Origin of the sequence: Microbacter sp. GSS18, assembly GCA_029319145.1 — a bacterium.
Taxonomy (GTDB): Bacteria; Actinomycetota; Actinomycetes; order Actinomycetales; family Microbacteriaceae; genus Microbacterium.
In genome coordinates this window covers 675,213-692,946 of the sequence record CP119753.1, presented here as the reverse complement: position 1 = coordinate 692,946, position 17,734 = coordinate 675,213, and the positions used below count along the sequence as shown (strand labels likewise).

The following is a 17,734-nucleotide window of genomic DNA, read 5'->3' as shown; positions in this document are numbered from 1 at the left end:
GTCACTCTCCCGCGGTCTCGGCCAGCGTGGCGGCCTGAAGGTCGCGCAGCTCGCCGCATCCGTTCACGCCGAGCTCGAGCAGCGCGTCGAGCTCGCGCTTGTCGAACGGCGCCCCCTCGGCGGTGCCCTGCACCTCGACGAACAGACCGCGTCCGGTGACGACGACGTTCATGTCGGTCTCGGCGCGCACGTCCTCGACGTAGGCGAGGTCGAGCATCGGCTCGCCATCGATGATCCCGACCGACACGGCCGCGACGGAGTCGAACAGCACCGTGGACTTCTGGCCGATGAACTTCTTCTTCCGTCCCCACTCGATCGCGTCGGCGAGGGCGACGTAGGCGCCCGTGATCGCCGCGGTGCGGGTTCCGCCGTCGGCCTGCAGCACGTCGCAGTCGATGACGATGGTGTTCTCGCCGAGCGCCTTGGTGTCGACGACGGCGCGCAGGGCCCGGCCGATCAGACGCGAGATCTCGTGCGTGCGCCCGCCGATCTTCCCCTTGACGCTCTCGCGATCGCCGCGGGTGTTGGTGGCCCGGGGAAGCATGGCGTACTCGGCGGTGACCCAGCCCTTGCCCTTGCCGGTGAGCCAGCGCGGCACGCCGTTGGTGAACGAGGCGGTGCACAGCACCTTGGTGCCGCCGAACGAGATGAGAGCCGATCCCTCGGCCTGGCTGCTCCAACCGCGCTCGATCGTGATCGGCCGAAGCTGGTCGACCGCGCGTCCGTCTGCTCGGGTGATGTCGCTCATTGCTCTCCTCAGTGCTTCAGTACTGGTCGTCGTGGGGCCGTGTCCCGATTCTGGCCGCCTGATCGCGCTACAGGCGGCAGAAAGTGGGACATGGATGCTTCAGTGGGTGGGGCGGTTCGATGCCGTGTCCCGATTCTGGCCGCCTGATCGCGCTACAAGCGGCAGAAAGTGGGACACGGATGCTTCAGTGGTGGGGCGGTTCGATGCCGTGTCCCGATTCTGGCCGCCTGATCGCGCTACAGGCGGCAGAAAGTGGGACACGGATGCTTCAGTGGTGGGGCGGTTCGATGCCGTGTCCCGATTCTGGCCGCCTGATCGCGCTACAGGCGGCAGAAAGTGGGACACGGATGCTTCAGTGGTGGGGCGGTTCGATGCCGTGTCCCGATTCTGGCCGCGTGATCGCGCTACAGGCGGCAGAAAGTGGGACATGGATGGATCAGGGGTGGGGCAGCTCGATCGCGCCGGTCTGCACCAGACGGACCGAGGAGACCTCCCGGCCCATGAGCCGGTGCGCGAGGTCGAGGAACTCGTCGGCCGAGGCGCCCGTGGCCTCGTAGACGTGGGTGGGCACGGCATCGGGGCCCGCCAGCAGGTCGCGCGAGACGAGCTGACGGTAGACGTCCTTCGCCGTCTCGGTGTCGCTCGAGACGAGGCTGACGTCAGGGCCCATGACGTAGCTGATGGCGCCCTCGAGGAAGGGGTAGTGCGTGCAGCCGAGCACGAGCGTGTCGACCCCGGCGTGCCGCAGCGGCGCCAGGTACTCCTCGGCGACCGCCAGCACCTCCGGCGTGCCGGTGACCCCGCGCTCGACGAACTCGACGAACCGCGGGCACGCCTCGGCGAACACCGTCAGGCGCTCGTTCACGCCGAGCATGTCCTGGTAGGCGCCCGAGCCGATCGTCCCGCTCGTGCCGATGACGCCGACCCGGCCGCTGCGCGTCGTCGACATCGCGGTGCGCACGGCCGGCGCGATGACCTCGACCACAGGGACGTCGTACCGCTCGCGCGCGTCGCGCAGCACAGCGGCGGATGCCGTGTTGCACGCGATGACGAGCATCTTCACGCCCTCGGCGACGAGGCCGTCGAGCACCTCGATCGCGTAGCGGCGCACGTCGGCGATCGGCTTCGGGCCGTAGGGCGATCGTGCCGTGTCGCCGACGTAGAGGATGGACTCGCGCGGCAGCATGGCCGAGACGGCACGGGCCACCGTGAGGCCGCCCACGCCCGAGTCGAAGATGCCGATCGGCGCGTCGGCACCGCCCGCAGCCTGACGCACGTGGTCGTCATGGGGCTGCCGAAGGGTCACGGTCGTCCAGCCTACGCCAGCGGCTCAGTAGGCTGACCGCATGACCACGCCTCGGCAGTCTCTGAGCGGCGGCGCGCCCAGCACGGCCCTTCACACCGACCGCTACGAGCTGACGATGCTCGATGCCGCCCTGCGGGACGGGACCGCCGCGCGGCGGTGCGTCTTCGAGCTGTTCGGGCGCAGACTCCCCGGCGGGCGGCGGTTCGGCGTCGTCGCCGGCACCGGCCGCCTGCTGTCGCTGCTGCGTGACTTCCGCTTCGGCGACGACGAGCTGCGCTACCTGCGGGACGAGCGCGTCGTGGATGCCGAGACCATCGCCTTCCTCGAGGGGTACCGGTTCTCGGGAACGGTCACCGGCTACCGCGAGGGCGAGCTGTATTTCCCCGGTTCGCCCGTGCTGACGGTCGAGAGCACGTTCGCCGAAGCCGTCGTGCTCGAGACCCTCGCGCTGAGCGTGCTCAACCACGACTCCGCGATCGCGACCGCGGCGGCACGCATGAGCATCGCCGCCGGAGACCGCCCGCTGGCCGAGATGGGCTCGCGCCGCGCGGCCGAGCACGCCGCCGTCGCGGCCGCGCGCGCGGCGTACATCGCCGGGTTCTCGGCGACGAGCAACCTCGAGGCCGGCCGCACGTGGGGCATCCCGACGATGGGAACCGCCGCGCACGCGTGGACGCTGCTGCACGACACCGAGGAGGACGCCTTCCGCGCCCAGATCGCGACGCTCGGCACCGACACAACCCTGCTGATCGACACCTACGACATCCCCACGGGCGTGGCGACGGCCGTGCGCGTCGGCGGCACCGCGCTCGGGGGCGTTCGCATCGACTCGGGCGACCTGCCCACGGTGGCGGCGGCCGTGCGCGCGCAGCTGGACTCCCTCGGCGCGCGGTCCACCCGCATCACCGTCACGAGCGACCTCGACGAGTACGCGATCGCCGCTCTCGCGGCCTCGCCCGTCGACGCCTACGGGGTGGGCACCCAGCTGGTCACCGGGTCGGGCACGCCCACGGCGGGCATGGTCTACAAGCTCGTCGCACGCCAGGATTCCGCCGGCGGATGGGTCGGGGTCGCCAAGTCGTCGGCCGACAAGGGATCGCGGGGCGGACGGAAGGCCGCCTTCCGAACCCTGGCGGACGGCACGGCGACGAGCGAGCTGATCGCCGTCTCGGACGGCTTCGAGGACCTCGACACGCCGGACGGGCATGCGGGCGCCCGTGCGCTGCAGGTGCCGCTGGTCGTCGGCGGCGACGTGGAGGACGCCTTCGAGGGCCACGCGGGCGTCGAAGCGGCGCGTGCGCATCATGCCGCCGTCCGCGCGGAGCTGCCCGTGCAGGCGCTCGGACTCAGCCGGTCGGAGCCGGCGATCCCGACGGTCTACGCGGACGCCGCGGGCTGACGCGACGTCTCGGCGTCACTGCTGCAGGGACTGGTAGATCTCCTTGCAGGTGGGGCACACCGGGAACTTCTCGGGGTCCCGCCCCGGAGTCCACTTCTTGCCGCACAGCGCCCGCACCGGCTTGCCGGTGATCGCGGACTCGAGGATCTTGTCCTTCTTGACGTAGTGCGAGAAGCGCTCGTGGTCGCCCGGCTCGATGTTCTCCTCGCGGATGAGCTCTTCGAGTTCGCGGTCGAGGGTGGCGAGGCCGCCCTGATCGGGGCTGTCGAGGGGAGTGCTCATGGTCTGACAGTGTAGCCGGGCCGGCGCGATCGCGCCCTCAGGTCGACTCCGCGAACTCCATGAGTCGATCGCCCCGCCGTTCGAAGACGGCCCAGCCGATCGCGACGCCGAGAACGAACACGGCCCCGCCCACGAGCACGCCGGCCCACAGCGCCGACGAGGCCAGTTCGATGTCCTCGGTGAGCGCCCGCCAGCTGAGCCACAGCGCCGGCACGCTGAACAGGACGGCTCCCGCGAACACCAGCCCCTGAGCGAAGACGCCGGTCGGCCCGGTGCGCTGGGGCTGCTGGAAGGGGCTCTCACCGGGTCGCGACACGGCGTACGGAGCCACGACCGACGAGATGCTCGACAGCCCGAGCGCCGAGAAGAACAGTGCGACGCTCAGCCCCGTCAGTGCGGGCAGGAAGGCCCAGCGGCCGTGGAACGACACGGCCAGCGGGATCGCGATGGCCAGCAGCGGCACGCCGATCAGCAGGATCGGGACGAGACGGCCGAGCCGGTCCGAGACCCCGCGCACACCCGCAGAGATGTGCATCCACAGCGCGGTCGAGTCATAGGCGAGGTCGTTGTGCGGAAGCCAGCCCAGGAACAGCGCCGCGAAGGGGACCGGGATCAGCACGGCGTACTCGAACGGGACGCCCGCCACCAGCAGCGGGATCATCGTGACCGCCGCCGCGAGCGGAATGATGAGGATGTTCGCCACATAGCGCCGGTCGCCGAACCAGTACATCAGGCTGCGGGCCGAGATCGCGCCGCCCGCCGTCCCGGGGGCGACGGCGAACCAGCCGAGGCCGGCACGCTCGCGGGTCGTGGCCGGGCGCTCGGTCGTCGTCAGCGCGCGATGAACCAGCCACACCCACACGGCGCCGAGCGCCGCGACGCTCACGAGGGCGATCAGCAGGGAGCGCGCGGCGTCGGGCGAGCCGGCGGCGACGAGGCCGGCGTACGCCCACGGAGCGCCGAGCGGCGTGACGGCGAGCGCGTCCGCGGCGGCGGCGAGCTGCGTCGGGACGGCGCCGCCCCATTCCAGCGACGCCAGGAACACGCCCACCGGGACCACGACGACGACGATGGCGAGGACGAAGAGGCCCGACAGCTCGCGCGAGCGGCGTTCGCTGAGGAACGCCGACGCCAGCGACATGCACACGCGGGCCAGCAGGACGCACGTCAGCACACCGAGGAAGCCCCCCGCGAACACCGCCATCCCACCCGCGCCGAACGACGACCACACGGTGCCGACGCTGACGGCGAGCGTCGACAGCGCGGCGATCGGGATGCTGATGAAGCCGGCGACCACGAGCATGAACGACAGACTGCGGAAGGGCATGCCCAGAAGGACGAACCGGCGCGGATCGAGCGGATCGGATGCGCCGAGGATGAGCGGCGCGAGTGCGAACCCGAGCGTCACCGCCGACCCTCCCAGGACGATGACCGACATGGCGACGGCGGGCGCCGCATCGCGCAGCGACAGCAGTGCCCAGCATCCGCCGATGACGCCCATCACCAGCAGCGTCATCGCGATCGTCATGCGCGTGGCATGCGAGGCGCCCCCGCGGAGGGCGCCGACCAGCATGGCGAACCTCAGTCGGAGAATGTATGCAGCCACTCGAGGCCTTCCACGTCGCTGAGGCCGCCGGCGAGCTCGACGAAGCGCTGCTCGAGAGTGAGCTCGCCGCGCACCTCGTCGACCGTGCCCTCCGCCAGCACCTGTCCTGCCACGATCACCGCGACGCGCGAGCACACGCGCTCGACGAGGTCCATGCCGTGGCTCGAGAGGATCACGGTCCCGCCGTGGGCGACGTACGCCGACAGGATCTCGAGGATCACGGCGCTGGAGACCGGGTCGACGGCTTCGAACGGCTCGTCCAGCACGAGCAGGCGCGGCGCATGGATCATGGCGCCCGCCAGCATGACCTTCTTGAGCATGCCCGCCGAGTAGTCCGACACGACGCGGCCGAGCGCGTCTGAGAGGTCGAACGCGCGGGCCAGGTCGGCGGTGCGCGATTCGATGATCGCCGGCTTCATCCCCCGCAGGGCGCCGTAGTAGAACAGCAGCTGGCGACCGGTGAGCCGGTCGAACGTGCGCAGGCGATCGGGCAGCACGCCCATGAGGCTCTTGGCGGCGCGTGGACGCTCCCCGGCATCGACCCCCGCGACGCTGATCGTGCCGGAATCCGGCCGGAGCAGTCCGGCGATCATCGACAGGGTCGTCGTCTTGCCGGCGCCGTTGGGACCGACCAGGCCGTAGAAGGTGCCGGCCGGCACGCTCAGGTCGATCGCCTCGACCGCCCGCACGCCGCCGAACGTCTTGGTCACCGCGCGGAGCTCGAGCACCGTCTTCGCGTCGTCCGGGACGACGGGTGTGAAGCCCTCGGGCAGTTCGACGGCCGCCGGGCCCTCCTCGACCGGTGCCGAGGAGTCGGCCTCGTCCTCGACGGCCGCGATCGCGGCGGCGCCGTCGGTCTCCACGGCCTCCTCTTCCTCCTCCTCCGCGATGTCGTCGTGCACGGGGGCATCGGTCGTGCCGACGTCGTCCGCGGTCGTCGTGACGTCGTCCGCGGTCGTCGTGACGTCGTCGACGTCTTCCGGGGCCGTCGCGACGTCCTCCGCGGTGTCCGCGGTCGTCGCGACGTCGTCGATCACCTCGTCCGGCGCATCCACTTCGGTATCGATCTCGTCCTCCACCTCGTCAGCGACGTCGTCGGCGTTCGACGCGTCTTCGCTCTCAGGCTCGACCGGCGCCGGAGCGTCGGAGGGGGCGAGCACCGTGTCAGCAGGGGCCTCGTCCGCGGTTGCGCCGCGATCGGTCGCCGGCAGAGGCGGACGCGGGGGCACGTCCACATCGGGGAGGGCGAGATCGGGAGGCAGCGGAGGAGGCGGACCCGGGTGCGCCGGCAGCCGGACCACGCGAGGGCGCGAGGGACGGCCGCCCGGCTCGTCCGGATCGGCCTCGTGGGGCATCGGAAGCGACGCTGTCACCGATCCAAGGTATCAAGCACCCTCGCCGACGCGGCACTCCCCCGCCGTACACGCGTCGCGCACGCAACGAAATGTCACGAATCGGCATCGGACCCGCCACACTCTGCGTGCTCGCAGGTGGGCTTCGGTACCTTGGACCCACACAAAGAGGTGGCCATCAGGTGAATACACCGTGAAACCTCAGCCTCGGGAGCGCCCCTTTGACCATCAACATCGTCATTCTTGCAGCCGGCATGGGATCGCGACTCGGTCGCAGCCTGCCCAAGCCCCTCACGATCCTCGGCGACGGCCGCAGCATCATGAGGCAGCAGCATGACAACATCCGCGCCGCTTTCGGCAGCGCCGCGCGGATCACGACCGTCGTCGGCTACCGCGCCGAGACGATCGTCGAAGCCTTCCCGGACGTCGCCTACGTCCACAACGACCGCTACGACCAGACGAACACGTCCAAGAGCCTGCTGAGCGCCCTGACGCGCACCGGCCGGGGCGGCGTGCTGTGGATGAACGGCGACGTCGTGTTCGACCCCCGCGTTCTCGGTCGCGCGATCGACCTCGTCGAGCGCGACCAGTCGTTCGTGACCGTCAACACCGCGCGAGTCGGCGATGAAGAGGTCAAGTACACCACCACGGCGGCCGGCCACATCGCCGAGCTGTCGAAGACGGTCGTCGGCGGCATCGGCGAGGCCGTCGGCATCAACTACATCTCCGGCGGCGACAAGCGCGCCTTCGTGCGCCAGCTCGCCCGCGTCGACGACCAGGACTACTTCGAGCGCGGCCTCGAGCTCGCCATCGCCGAGGACGGCCTGCGGGTGCAGCCGCTGGACATCTCGGACCTGTACGCCGTCGAGGTCGACTTCGCCGAGGATCTCGAGCGCGCGAACCTCTTCGTGTGAGCCCGGCGGGCCCTCAGGCCCCGCACAGAGCTCCTGCGTAGGATCGGCCCGATGGCCGACACGGTGCACCGCATCCACTCGCTGCCCGACGACTCGCCGTGGCAGGGCGGACTGCCGCCGGCGGGATCGCCCGAGCATCCCGCCGCGATCCGCGTGCTCGACCGCGTCCTGTCGATCCAGCGCCCCGCGGTGCTCGCGCATCTGCGAAGCCTGCGGCTGCGGCATCCCGCCGCCGATTCCGAGGCGCTCGTCCGCATGCTCGAGCGACGATATCTCGCCGCCGTGACGACCGGCGGAGCCGCGGTGGGGGCGACGGCTGTCGTCCCGGGCGTCGGCACGGGCGTCACGCTGGCCCTCAGCGGCGTCGAGACGGTCGGGTTCCTCGAGGCCACGACGCTGTTCGCGCAGTCGGTGGCGGAGGTCCACGGCATCGCCGTCGCCGACCCCGACCGTGCCCGCGCCCTCGTGCTCACGCTGATGCTCGGCCAGGAGGGTGTCGATCTCGTCGCCCAGCTGGCGCGCCAGGCTTCCGGACAGGGCGTCGCACGAGATCGCTACTGGGGCGAGCTGGTCACCAAGACGCTGCCGCGCGCGGCCGTCGGACCTCTCGTGGATCGGCTGAAGTCGGCGTTCGTGCGTCAATTCGCCGCCCGCGGCGGTGCGTCATGGATCGGCAAGGCGCTGCCGTTCGGCATCGGGGCGGCCATCGGCGGAGCCGGCAACCACGTGCTGGGTCGGCGCGTGCTCGTGGCGTCCCGGCGGGCGTTCGGACCGCCGCCGCCCACGGTCCCGGCGGACATCGAGCCGCGTCCGGGCTCGGTCCGGATCGAGGCTGCCGCGACGCGCGCGGTCCGCTCGGCGTCGGGGGCGATCGCCGGAGCCGTCGCGCGCGGCGCCCAGGCCGCAGGAGACGCGACGCGACGGCTGAGCCGCCGACGAGCCGCCGAACCGCCCGCACCGCCGCTGGAGTCCTGACTAGACGCTCTCGTCGAGGTCCGCCTCGGCCTCCGCAGGCTCGGCCTCGGACGGGCCGGCCGTGCGGACGTGCCAGTCGTCCCACTCGGCCATCAGCCGCGCGATCGCCGCTTCGAAGCGGGCGCTGGCGGCCCCGGGAGCGGTGTCGCCGAAGTAGTGCCGCACCCACTGCTCCAGGCGGGCGACGGCGTTCGGGTCCGACAGCACACGGTCGACCTCGTCGACGATGGCGTCCGCCCGCGACGCGTCGAGCCATTCGCACGCCGAGAGGTAGCCGTGCTCGTCGATGGCCGCGGCCGGATCGACCGGCCGCGTGATCAGGAGCGGCCGGTCTGCAGCCAGACGGTCGTAGACCATCGCCGAGATGTCGACGATCGCGACATCCGCCGCGGCGAGCTGCCAGCCCAGGTCGGGACGCGTGTCGTGGACGTGCTGGGCGGCGGGATCCGCCGCGTTCGCCGCCGCGATCGCCGCGGCGATGCGGCGGTTCGCCGCGCCGTATTCCGCGTTCACGACGCCCGAGCGGGGGTGGGGCCGGTAGATGACGCGGTGCCGGCCGCTCGCGAGCAGAGCCGAGACGAGCTCCTCGCCGTGGGTCGAGATCGATCCGTAGTGCGCGCTCGGGCGATCGCCCTCCCACGTCGGGGCGTACAGCACCACGGTGCGATCGTCCGGGGTGTACGGCAGGTCGCCCGAATAGTGATCGGCCTGCGGGCGGCCGATCTCGATCGTCCGGCGATCGATGTCGTAGTCCCACAGCACCCGTGACAGCCGCTCGCGGGCGGCGTCGCCGGCGACCAGGGCGTAGTCGTACGCCTTGAACTGGTTCGTGGTCATGTACATCTTGTCGGACTCACCGTGGTTGATGAAGACGTGCCAGCGGCGTCCGTAGCGGAACATCTGGAAGTTGCGGGTGTTCTGGTTGACGTACAGCACGACACGGATGTCCTGGCGGGCGACGAAGCGCTCGAGGTCGCGCACCGTGGGAACGAACGCCACCGGCAGAGCGTCGTCCGCCAGCAGCGCCCGCGCGCCGGTCGCCGAACGGCTGAGGACGACGACGGGCCACCTCTTCGCGATGGCGGCGAGCGGCTTGTACCACTGGCGCATCTGGTACATGTTCACGGCGCCGTCGGCGAAGTAGACCGCGACGCGGAAATGCACCGGAGGATGCTGCGGTCGCCCGGCGAGCCGATGCCTCACGTCGATGACGGCCGAACGCTGCGCGAGCGCACGACGCAGAAGGGCGACGGCCTTGCGGGCATCCGTCAACAGCTTCACCGCTTCAGCCTAGCGACCGTGCGCTTCATGACATGATCGGACGCGTGCACACCCCCGATCGGCCGCGACGGAACGCGCCGCCGGTCCCGACCGGCGCGGGCGTGACGTTCGTCATGCCGGTGCTGAACGAGCGCGAGCACCTGGTCCCCGCCGTCGAGTCGGTGCTCGCCCAGGACCTCGCGGTGCCCTTCGAGCTCGTGCTCGCGCTCGGCCCGTCGACCGACGGCACGACCGAGATCGCCCAGCGACTCGCCGCCGGCGACGAGCGCATCGTCCTCGTGGACAACCCCGGCGCCGACATCCCGAAGGGCCTGAACCTCGCGATCCGGGCGGGAGTGCATCCGACGGTCGTCCGCGTCGACGCGCACTCGGAGCTGGAGCCCGGATACACGCGCCGTGCGCTGGCGACCCTCGAGCGCACCGGCGCGGCGAACGTGGGCGGGCTCATGCGCGCCGAAGGCCGCACGGCCTTCCAGCGGGCCGTCGCGAGGGCGTACAACTCCCCCATCGGGCTCGGCGGCGGCGCCTACCACGGCAGCGACGACGAGGGCGAGGCCGAATCGGCCTACCTCGGCGTCATGCGGCGTGCGGTGCTGGAGGAGGTGGGCCTGTTCGATGAGTCGATCCGTCGCGGGGAGGACTGGGAGCTCAACCTGCGGATCCAGCGCGCCGGCTACCGCGTGTGGTTCGACCCCGGCCTGGCGGTGACGTACTGGCCGCGCGACAGCTGGCCGCGCCTGGCTCGCCAGTTCTTCGCCACCGGCCGCTGGCGCGGCGAGCTGGTCCGTCGATTCGGTCGCGGCAACTCGCTGCGCTTCTTCGCGCCGCCCATGCTGGTGATCGACGCCGTGCTGAGCGTCGTCGTCGGAGCGCTTCAGCTGTCGGGGGTGCTCACGGGCGCGTGGGCGGTCGCGGCATCCGTGGTCTATGTGCCGCTGGCCGCGTATGCGGTCCTGATCCTCGTCATGGCCGCCGGGCCCGGCGGCGGACGCGGGTGGCGCGATCGGCTCTGGACGGCCGCGGTGCTTCCCACGATGCATCTGGCATGGGGCGCCGGCCTCGTGATCGGTGTCGTCAGCGGAGCCGACGACACCGTCGACACATCTCGACTGGGCGAACGCAACACGCCCCTGCCATGAGGTGCCCCGGCGTCAGCCGCGTGGCACGAATCCCTGGTCGAGCATGCGCGCCACGACCCGCTCCGCCGAGCGGCCGTCCTCGCGCGCGTTGAACCGCGCACGCCACGACGCGTAGGCCTCGGCGTGCCGGGCGGGATCCGCCGCGAGCGCGTCGACCAGCTCCTCCTGCGTCCGCACCAGCGGACCGGGCGCACGCGCAGCGAGGTCGAAGTAGAAGCCCCGCAGCTCGCCGCGGTACCGCTCGAGATCGGGCACGAGGAAGTACATCGGCTTGCCCGTGACCGAGAAGTCGAACATGACGGACGAGTAGTCGGTGACCAGCGCGTCCGCGGCCAGCAGCAGCCGCGAGGTGTCGGGATAGCCGGTGACGTCGATGACGCGGGGCCCCACGGCATCCCGCCCCGGCTGCAGCGTGCGCGAGTGCCCCCGCACCAGGACGACCGCGTCGGCCTCGGCGGCCAGCGTCGCCGGATCGATGTAGTCGACGATCTCGCGGCGATCGTCACGCCATGTCGGGGCGTACAGCAGCGTGCGCTCCCCGGGCCGGATGCCGAGAGACCGGCGCACGTCGGCGCCGTCGCCGCGCACCAGCACGTCGTTGCGCGGGTAGCCCTCGACCCACACCGGTCGCCGCCCGAACGCGTAGGCCTTCGAGAGGATGCCGGCCGCGTACGGGTTCTGGGCCAGCAGCACGTCCCAGCGCCGCGACTCCCGCAGCACCGCGACGGCACGACGCGGGTCGAAGCCGGGGCGGTGGAGGGCCAGCCGCTTCAGCGGCGTGCCATGCCAGGTCTGCAGCACGACCTGCCCCCGGCGCCGGACGAATCTCCGGCGGAGCCAGTCGTTGACCACGAGCAGGCGCGACACCGCCCGTGCCCGCCACCACTCGGGACTCCCCTCGACGACCGCCACGGCCCCCTCGGGGACCTCGACCGAGCGATCGACGACGCTCCAGTAGCGCACGGCCCCGGGCACGCGGTCGGCGAGCTCGCGATCGATGGCCAGCGGATTGCAGCTGGCGTTGCGTCCGTAGAAGCTCTCGAAGAACACGGCGTCCTCGAGGACTCCGGTGCGCAGCGCGTAGCGCCGCTCGAGGGCGTCCTGTCCCTCGCCCGAGTCGTAGACGGGATCGATCGGCGGGCCGACCGTCACGCGACCGTCCTGGACCTGGGCACGCAGACCGCCGAGCTGGGCGAGCGGAACGTCTGCGATCTCCAGCTCCCGCTCCGGCTGCTCGCCGCCCGCGACCGAGACCTCGTAGTCGCCGGACGGCAGCGGCAGCTCGGGCCCCCCGAAGCGCGCGGCCCGCAGCGGCAGTGCCGCCGTCCACCGCTGGCCCTCCACCGTCGGGCGGGCGGACACCCGCGCGCGGGCGCCCGTCAGCTCGAGCGATCCGGGCGCCGGCCCGATTCCGGTGAGCACCAGGGCCGCCTCGCCCCCGGTCGTGAACCGGGCATCCGTCATGTGTCCCCCATCCGGCGGCCCGTGGACAGGCGGGCCTGGATCGCACCGTACACCCTGCGCGCCGAACCGCCGTCGCGGTAGGCGTGCACGCGGGCGCTGAGCCTCCGGGCGCGCTCGATGCGGCGCGCGTGCTCGTCGGCGTCGCCGAGCACGGCGTCGAGCTGGGCACACGTGTCGGTCCACGTCGTCGCGACCTGTTCGGCGACGTCGCCGTAGGCGCCGTAGAACCCCCGGGTGCGGGCGTACTCGGCTTCATCGGGCGCGAGGAACACCGCCGGAACCGGTACGAGGGCGGCGTCGAACACGATCGAGGAGTAGTCGGTCACGAGCGCGTCCAGCGCGGGCAGCAGCGGCGTGATGTCGGGCACGGCGTCGCTGCCGATCTCGCGGATGCGCCCCGTCGGCGCGGGCGGACGGTAGTCGCCCGCACCGAGCGGGTGCGACCGCACGAGCAGCACGGCGTCCCGACGCTCGAGCATCTCCTCGATCTCGCGCCACTCCCCGGCGTGCGGCACGGCGGGATCCGCGTCGCCGTCGCGCCACGTCGGCGCGTACAGCACGACCCGTGTGCCCTCCCCGAGCGGACCGACCGCGGCTTCGACGCCAGCGCGCGCTTCGTCGCGCCGCTCGGCTGCTCCGCCCTGCGACAGCACGTCCACGCGCGGCTCGCCGGTGACGGGCACGCGGGAGTCGGCGAGGCCGAAGGCGGATTCGAGTCTTCCCCGCACCAGGTGGGACGCAGCGGGCAGCAGACGGATGCGCCGCGCGGAGGACCGGTACATCACGCGCACCAGCGCCGCCGCCCGCTCGGGCCCCAGCATCCGCTGGAGCGCGGCCGGCAGTCGCAGCGTCGCCGGGGAGTCCAGTCCGATGCGCTTGAGGGGGATGCCGTGCCAGAGCTGGACCACGAACGCGCCCCACACGCCGTAGCGGTTCGCGTCGCCGAAGCCGTGCGTGACGACCACGACGCGTGCACGTGCCGTGCGCCACCACCCGCGGAGAGAGTCGCGGGCGACGGCGGGGATGCCCAGGCGCTCGGCCTCGGCGCGCTCACGCACGGACGCGACCAGCCACACCGCGGGCACGCCTTCGCCGTCCGCGACGCGCCACAGGGCGAGGGCGCCGTCGGCGATGCCCACCGCGCAGCCGAACACCCACTGGTCGCGGGAACGCGGGATGAGCGCGGTCGCGAGGCGCCCCGCGAGCTGGAGCGGGAGTGCGGCGAGCTGGCGCGCGTTGCCCGCGCCGAAGGAGAAGGACGCCACCCCGCGAGCCTATCGCGGGGTGGCGTCCGGAGCCCGAGGCGCTACTGCGTCAGCGAGCCGAGGGTCACATCGACCGTGAACGACTGGTCGCCGCGGACGTAGGTGACGGTCGCGTCGCTTCCCGCCGCCGCCGCGCGCACCTGCGCGGTGAGGTCGACCGAGTCGGTGATCGGCACACCGTTGAACCCGGTGACGATGTCGCCGGCCTGGATGCCCGCGGCAGCTGCGGCTCCATCGGCGGTGACGTCCGCCACGTAGGCGCCGGTGATGGTCACTCCGTCCACGTACGCCGCCGACTGCACGCTCGCCCCGAGCAGACCGTGCGACGCCGTGCCGTCGGCGATGATGTCGTCGGTGATGCGCTGGACGATGTCGGACGGGATCGAGAAGCCGACGCCGATCGACCCGGCCGTTCCCGACGACCCGCCGGCCGACGCGATGGCCACGTTGATGCCGATCAGGTCACCCGACGAATCGACGAGCGCACCGCCGGAATTGCCGGGGTTGATCGCCGCATCCGTCTGGATGACGGCGATCTTGATCGACTCGTTCGCCGAGCCGGAACCCGACCCCTGCCCGAAGTCGAAGAAGAAGGGCGTCTCGCCATCCTGACCGCCGGAGTCCGATCCGTCCCCGGAATCGGGCGCGGCCGACGAGGCGATCTCGATCGAGCGGTTCAGCGCGCTCACGATGCCGGTCGTCACCGTGTTCGGCAGCCCCAGGGGCGCCCCGACGGCGACCGTCTCATCGCCGACGTTGAGCGCCGACGAGTCGCCGAAGTCGATGGGCGTGAGGTCGGTGGCGTCGGTGAGCTTGATGACGGCGAGGTCGTAGGTCGGGTCGGTGCCGACGACCGTCGCGTCGTACACGCGGCCGTCGCTGGTGGTGACCCGGATCGCCGCGTCGCCGGTGGCCCCGTCGAGCGTGACGACGTGCGTGTTGGTCACGACGTAGCCGTCGCTCGAGAGCACGACGCCCGACCCGGTGCCGCTGCCGCTCGCGCCGGTCGCGTAGATCGTCACGACGCTCGGCACGACCTTGGCCGCGATGCCCGCGGTCTGGTTGACGGACTCGGTGTCGTTGACGGTCACCGTCACCGGGCCGGCCGCGGGCGCAGCCGAGTTGGTCGAGAACAGGTTCACGCCGGCGTACGCACCGCCGAGTCCGGCGGCGCCGCCGACCAGCGCGGCTGCGACGATGAGAGCGGCGACCTTGCCGGCGCCCGACTTCTGCTTCTGCGGCGCCTCTTCCGTCGGCGCCGCCGCGCCGCCGTCGATCGGCGTGGTGGCCTGCGCGTCCGCAGTCGCGGTCGCCGGGCCGAACGCGCCGGTGAAGGCGGCCCCTGTGTAGCCGGGAGCCGGCGCCGGGTGCGCGGAGGGTGCCGCGCCGGTCCCCGCCGGAGGAGCGTAGCCCTGCGGGTGGGCGTACGCGGCACCGGGCGCGTAGCCCGCCGGCGGCGGGGGCGGCGGCGTGGGTGCGGCCCAACCGCCCTGCGGGGCGGGCGGCACGGGCGGGACAGGCGGCACGGTCCGGGTCTCGGACGCACCGACGCCGGCATCCGCCGCGCCGGCCTCGGGGGTCGCCGCGGGCGTCTGGGGGGTCTGATCTTCGGGGCGCTCGCCCTGGTCGTCGCTCATGGGATGCTCCTTCTGCCAACCGGTGTCCACTGTGGCTCCGGATTCTGTGCGTTGCCTATGCCCTGCATTGGACTCGCATAGCAATCCGCGCCCCGTTCCCTGCGCACGGGCGAGTAGCCTCGACCCGATGCGACACATACCCGGTGCGTGGCGCCGCGCCGCCGCCGGCGCCGGCCTCGTCGGCGCGGACGGCACGATCCACCCCACCATCTTCGCCGAGATGTCGGCCCTGGCGGCCCGAACCGGAGCGATCAATCTCGGGCAGGGCTTCCCCGACGAGGACGGTCCTGCGATCGTCCTCGAGACGGCTCGCGAGGCGATAGCCGCGGGGCTCAACCAGTATCCGCCCGGCCGGGGCATCCCCGACCTGCGGCTGGCGATCGCCGAGCACCAGCGGCGCTTCTACGGCATCGCGCTCGATCCGGAGCGCGAGGTCCTCGTCACGGCGGGGGCGACCGAGGCGATCGCCGCGGCGCTGCTCGCGCTCGTCGAGGGCCCCGACGACGAGATCGTCGTGTTCGAGCCGTACTACGACGCGTATGCGGCCCTCGCGGGTCTCGCGGGCGCCCGCCTGGTGACGGTGCCGCTGCGCTGGCCGGACTTCCAGCCCGACCTGGACGAGCTCGCGGCGGCGGTCACCGATCGCACGCGCGTGATCCTGGTCAACGATCCGCACAACCCGACCGGCACCGTGCTCGACGCGGCTGTCCGCGCCGAGGTGGTGCGGCTCGCCGAGCGCCACGACGCGCTGATCGTGACCGACGAGGTGTACGAGCATCTCGTGTTCGACACCCCTCACACCCCCATCGCGACTCTGCCGGGTGCCGCCGAGCGCACACTCACCATCTCGTCGGGCGGCAAGACGTTCTCGACCACCGGCTGGAAGATCGGCTGGATATCCGGCCCCGACGACCTGATCGACGCCGTACTGGCCGTCAAGCAGTTCCTCACCTACGTCAACGGCAGTCCCTTCCAGCCGGCGATCGCGGCGGGGCTGCGCCTTCCCGACGAGGTGTTCGCCGAGGCCGCCGACACGCTCCGTCGCAAGCGCGACGTCCTGGGCGCGGGACTGCGCGAGGCCGGGTTCGACGTGTCGACGCCGGCGGGCTCGTACTTCACGGTGGCGGATGCCGCGGCGCTGGGCGCCGCCGACGCGCACGCGTTCTGCCGTGCCCTGCCCGATCGCGCGGGCGTCGTCGCCGTCCCCATGACGGCGTTCGTCGGGGCCGGACGCCGGGACGAGTACGCCTCACTGGTGCGGTTCGCGGCCTGCAAGCGCTTCGACGTGCTCGAGGAGGCGGCGGCCCGGCTCGCGGCCCTCTCCTGACCTAGCCGATCGGCTCGACGCCGAATCGACGCAGCGCGAGCGCCGGATTCACGCGCCGGACCCGGGGCACCGCCCCGACGTCGAGGTGCGCCACCGCGACGTCCGTGACCGTGCCGACGGCGGCGATCTCGACCCCCTGCGGATCCACGACCATCGAATTGCCGACGCCGAGGGGCGGCGGATGGTCGGCGGCGGCGACGAAGAGCGTGTTCTCGATCGCACGGGCGTGCAGCAGCGTGCGCCAGTGGTGCTCCTTCAGAGCGCCCCGCACCCACTCGGCGGGCACGAGGATGACGTCGGCCCCGGCATCCGCGAGCGTTCGGGCCACTTCGGGGAAGCGCAGGTCGTAGCACGTCATGAGGCCGAACCGCAGGCCGCCCAGGTCGAACACCTGGGGCGCCTCGATCTCGCCGGCCTCGACCCAGTCGCTCTCGCGCTGGCCGAACGCGTCGTACAGGTGCATCTTGCGGTACCGCGCCAGCAGGCCGTCCGCGCCGACGGCGACCGCCGTGTTGCGGACGCGCCGTTCGTCGCTGCCGCGCTCGACGACGCCGGCGGCGACGACGACCCCGTGCTCGGCGGCGAGTGCCCGCAGGTGCGACACGAACGGTCCGTCCAGCGCCTGCGCGTGCTCCACGAGCGAGCGGTCGAAGGGGTCGATGAAGTAGCTGGAGTACTCCGGCAGCACCACCAGACGAGCGCCGCGACCGGCAGCGGTCGCGACCAGCCCCCCGATCGCGTCGAGGTTCGCGGCCGGGTCGGCGGAGGGCGAGAACTGGGCGATCCCGAGCGCGAGGGACGCGGAGGTCGTCATGTCCTCATCCTGGCCGCGGGCTGCCGCGCGGAGCAAGCGGAGCGGCGGTCGCGGCCCCGATTGGACGATGCTCCGGAGCCGTGCTAGGCTTTTCTCTTGTGCCGCGGGGTGGAGCAGTTCGGTAGCTCGCTGGGCTCATAACCCAGAGGTCGCAGGTTCAAATCCTGTCCCCGCAACGGAAATACAGTGAAGAAGGCGTCCCGGAAGGGGCGCCTTCTTCGCGTT

15 protein-coding genes and 1 tRNA gene are annotated in these 17,734 nt (G+C 72.1%); 6 read left to right on the top strand and 10 right to left on the bottom strand.

Annotated features, from left to right (window positions below; translation table 11 throughout):
• Window position 1: 1 nt before the first annotated feature.
• Together rph and murI are read right to left on the bottom strand one after the other, a co-directional pair.
• On the bottom strand, window positions 2-748 hold the full coding sequence (rph, locus tag P0L94_03200; protein WES65087.1) for a ribonuclease PH: 747 nt from the start codon (window positions 746-748) through the stop codon (window positions 2-4).
• Window positions 749-1,184: 436 nt separating this feature from the next.
• A complete protein-coding gene (gene murI / locus P0L94_03195; protein ID WES65086.1) occupies window positions 1,185-2,054 on the bottom strand; it encodes a glutamate racemase in 870 nt (289 codons plus the stop codon).
• 40 nt (window positions 2,055-2,094) lie between these two features.
• On the opposite strand from murI, the gene P0L94_03190 reads away from it, so the two are divergent.
• Complete coding sequence (locus P0L94_03190; GenBank protein WES65085.1) at window positions 2,095-3,453, top strand: nicotinate phosphoribosyltransferase; 1,359 nt, start codon at window positions 2,095-2,097, stop codon at window positions 3,451-3,453.
• A gap of 15 nt (window positions 3,454-3,468) precedes the next feature.
• On the opposite strand, the gene P0L94_03185 is transcribed toward P0L94_03190, so the two are convergent.
• From P0L94_03185 to P0L94_03175, 3 genes are read right to left on the bottom strand one after another with little or no spacing between them, the layout of a single operon-like run.
• Window positions 3,469-3,735: a DUF3039 domain-containing protein gene (locus P0L94_03185; GenBank protein ID WES65084.1), complete on the bottom strand. Its 267-nt coding sequence runs from the start codon at window positions 3,733-3,735 to the stop codon at window positions 3,469-3,471.
• A gap of 37 nt (window positions 3,736-3,772) precedes the next feature.
• Complete coding sequence (locus P0L94_03180) at window positions 3,773-5,308, bottom strand: hypothetical protein (GenBank protein ID WES65083.1); 1,536 nt, start codon at window positions 5,306-5,308, stop codon at window positions 3,773-3,775.
• A gap of 8 nt (window positions 5,309-5,316) precedes the next feature.
• The gene (locus P0L94_03175; protein ID WES65082.1) at window positions 5,317-6,714 is read right to left on the bottom strand and encodes an ATP-binding cassette domain-containing protein; all 1,398 of its coding nucleotides are present in this window, start codon (window positions 6,712-6,714) and stop codon (window positions 5,317-5,319) included.
• A gap of 200 nt (window positions 6,715-6,914) precedes the next feature.
• Here P0L94_03175 and P0L94_03170 point away from each other — a divergent pair, with 200 nt between their 5' ends.
• Window positions 6,915-7,607: an NTP transferase domain-containing protein gene (locus P0L94_03170; protein WES65081.1), complete on the top strand. Its 693-nt coding sequence runs from the start codon at window positions 6,915-6,917 to the stop codon at window positions 7,605-7,607.
• Between the two features lie 51 nt (window positions 7,608-7,658).
• Window positions 7,659-8,582: a hypothetical protein gene (locus P0L94_03165; protein WES65080.1), complete on the top strand. Its 924-nt coding sequence runs from the start codon at window positions 7,659-7,661 to the stop codon at window positions 8,580-8,582.
• Here P0L94_03165 and P0L94_03160 read toward each other — a convergent pair whose 3' ends face one another.
• A complete protein-coding gene (locus tag P0L94_03160) occupies window positions 8,583-9,863 on the bottom strand; it encodes a CDP-glycerol glycerophosphotransferase family protein (GenBank protein ID WES65079.1) in 1,281 nt (426 codons plus the stop codon).
• A gap of 44 nt (window positions 9,864-9,907) precedes the next feature.
• Here P0L94_03160 and P0L94_03155 point away from each other — a divergent pair, with 44 nt between their 5' ends.
• Window positions 9,908-11,002 carry a glycosyltransferase family 2 protein gene (locus tag P0L94_03155; GenBank protein WES65078.1) on the top strand — a complete coding sequence of 365 codons (1,095 nt, stop codon included), beginning with the start codon at window positions 9,908-9,910 and terminating at the stop codon, window positions 11,000-11,002.
• 12 nt (window positions 11,003-11,014) lie between these two features.
• On the opposite strand, the gene P0L94_03150 is transcribed toward P0L94_03155, so the two are convergent.
• Genes P0L94_03150 through P0L94_03140 form a run of 3 tightly spaced genes read right to left on the bottom strand, consistent with a single transcriptional unit; the run spans window position 11,015 to window position 15,368 of the window.
• A complete protein-coding gene (locus P0L94_03150) occupies window positions 11,015-12,466 on the bottom strand; it encodes a CDP-glycerol glycerophosphotransferase family protein (protein ID WES65077.1) in 1,452 nt (483 codons plus the stop codon).
• Window positions 12,463-13,731 (bottom strand): CDP-glycerol glycerophosphotransferase family protein, encoded by a 1,269-nt coding sequence (locus P0L94_03145; protein WES65076.1) that lies wholly within the window; start codon window positions 13,729-13,731, stop codon window positions 12,463-12,465. The genes P0L94_03150 and P0L94_03145 overlap by 4 nt, the downstream gene beginning before the upstream one ends.
• Before the next feature lie 41 nt (window positions 13,732-13,772).
• Window positions 13,773-15,368 (bottom strand): trypsin-like peptidase domain-containing protein, encoded by a 1,596-nt coding sequence (locus P0L94_03140; GenBank protein ID WES65075.1) that lies wholly within the window; start codon window positions 15,366-15,368, stop codon window positions 13,773-13,775.
• 127 nt (window positions 15,369-15,495) lie between these two features.
• Here P0L94_03140 and P0L94_03135 point away from each other — a divergent pair, with 127 nt between their 5' ends.
• On the top strand, window positions 15,496-16,695 hold the full coding sequence (locus tag P0L94_03135) for an aminotransferase class I/II-fold pyridoxal phosphate-dependent enzyme (GenBank protein ID WES65074.1): 1,200 nt from the start codon (window positions 15,496-15,498) through the stop codon (window positions 16,693-16,695).
• Between the two features lies 1 nt (window position 16,696).
• On the opposite strand, the gene P0L94_03130 is transcribed toward P0L94_03135, so the two are convergent.
• Window positions 16,697-17,509 carry a carbon-nitrogen hydrolase family protein gene (locus tag P0L94_03130; protein WES65073.1) on the bottom strand — a complete coding sequence of 271 codons (813 nt, stop codon included), beginning with the start codon at window positions 17,507-17,509 and terminating at the stop codon, window positions 16,697-16,699.
• A 102-nt stretch (window positions 17,510-17,611) separates the two neighbouring features.
• On the opposite strand from P0L94_03130, the gene P0L94_03125 reads away from it, so the two are divergent.
• Window positions 17,612-17,685: transfer RNA gene (locus tag P0L94_03125), tRNA-Met, on the top strand.
• The last annotated feature ends 49 nt before the right edge of the window (window positions 17,686-17,734 follow it).

What these genes read in the sequence shown, in the direction of transcription:
- P0L94_03180 (WES65083.1), bottom strand. Translation starts at nt 5,308, where the DNA reads ATGCTGGTCGGCGCCCTCCGCGGGGGCGCCTCGCATGCCACGCGCATG.
- P0L94_03190 (WES65085.1), top strand. Translation starts at nt 2,095, where the DNA reads ATGACCACGCCTCGGCAGTCTCTGAGCGGCGGCGCGCCCAGCACGGCC.
- P0L94_03140 (WES65075.1), bottom strand. Translation starts at nt 15,368, where the DNA reads ATGAGCGACGACCAGGGCGAGCGCCCCGAAGATCAGACCCCCCAGACG.
- rph (WES65087.1), bottom strand. Translation starts at nt 748, where the DNA reads ATGAGCGACATCACCCGAGCAGACGGACGCGCGGTCGACCAGCTTCGG.
- P0L94_03135 (WES65074.1), top strand. Translation starts at nt 15,496, where the DNA reads ATGCGACACATACCCGGTGCGTGGCGCCGCGCCGCCGCCGGCGCCGGC.
- P0L94_03165 (WES65080.1), top strand. Translation starts at nt 7,659, where the DNA reads ATGGCCGACACGGTGCACCGCATCCACTCGCTGCCCGACGACTCGCCG.
- P0L94_03130 (WES65073.1), bottom strand. Translation starts at nt 17,509, where the DNA reads ATGACGACCTCCGCGTCCCTCGCGCTCGGGATCGCCCAGTTCTCGCCC.
- P0L94_03185 (WES65084.1), bottom strand. Translation starts at nt 3,735, where the DNA reads ATGAGCACTCCCCTCGACAGCCCCGATCAGGGCGGCCTCGCCACCCTC.
- P0L94_03150 (WES65077.1), bottom strand. Translation starts at nt 12,466, where the DNA reads ATGACGGATGCCCGGTTCACGACCGGGGGCGAGGCGGCCCTGGTGCTC.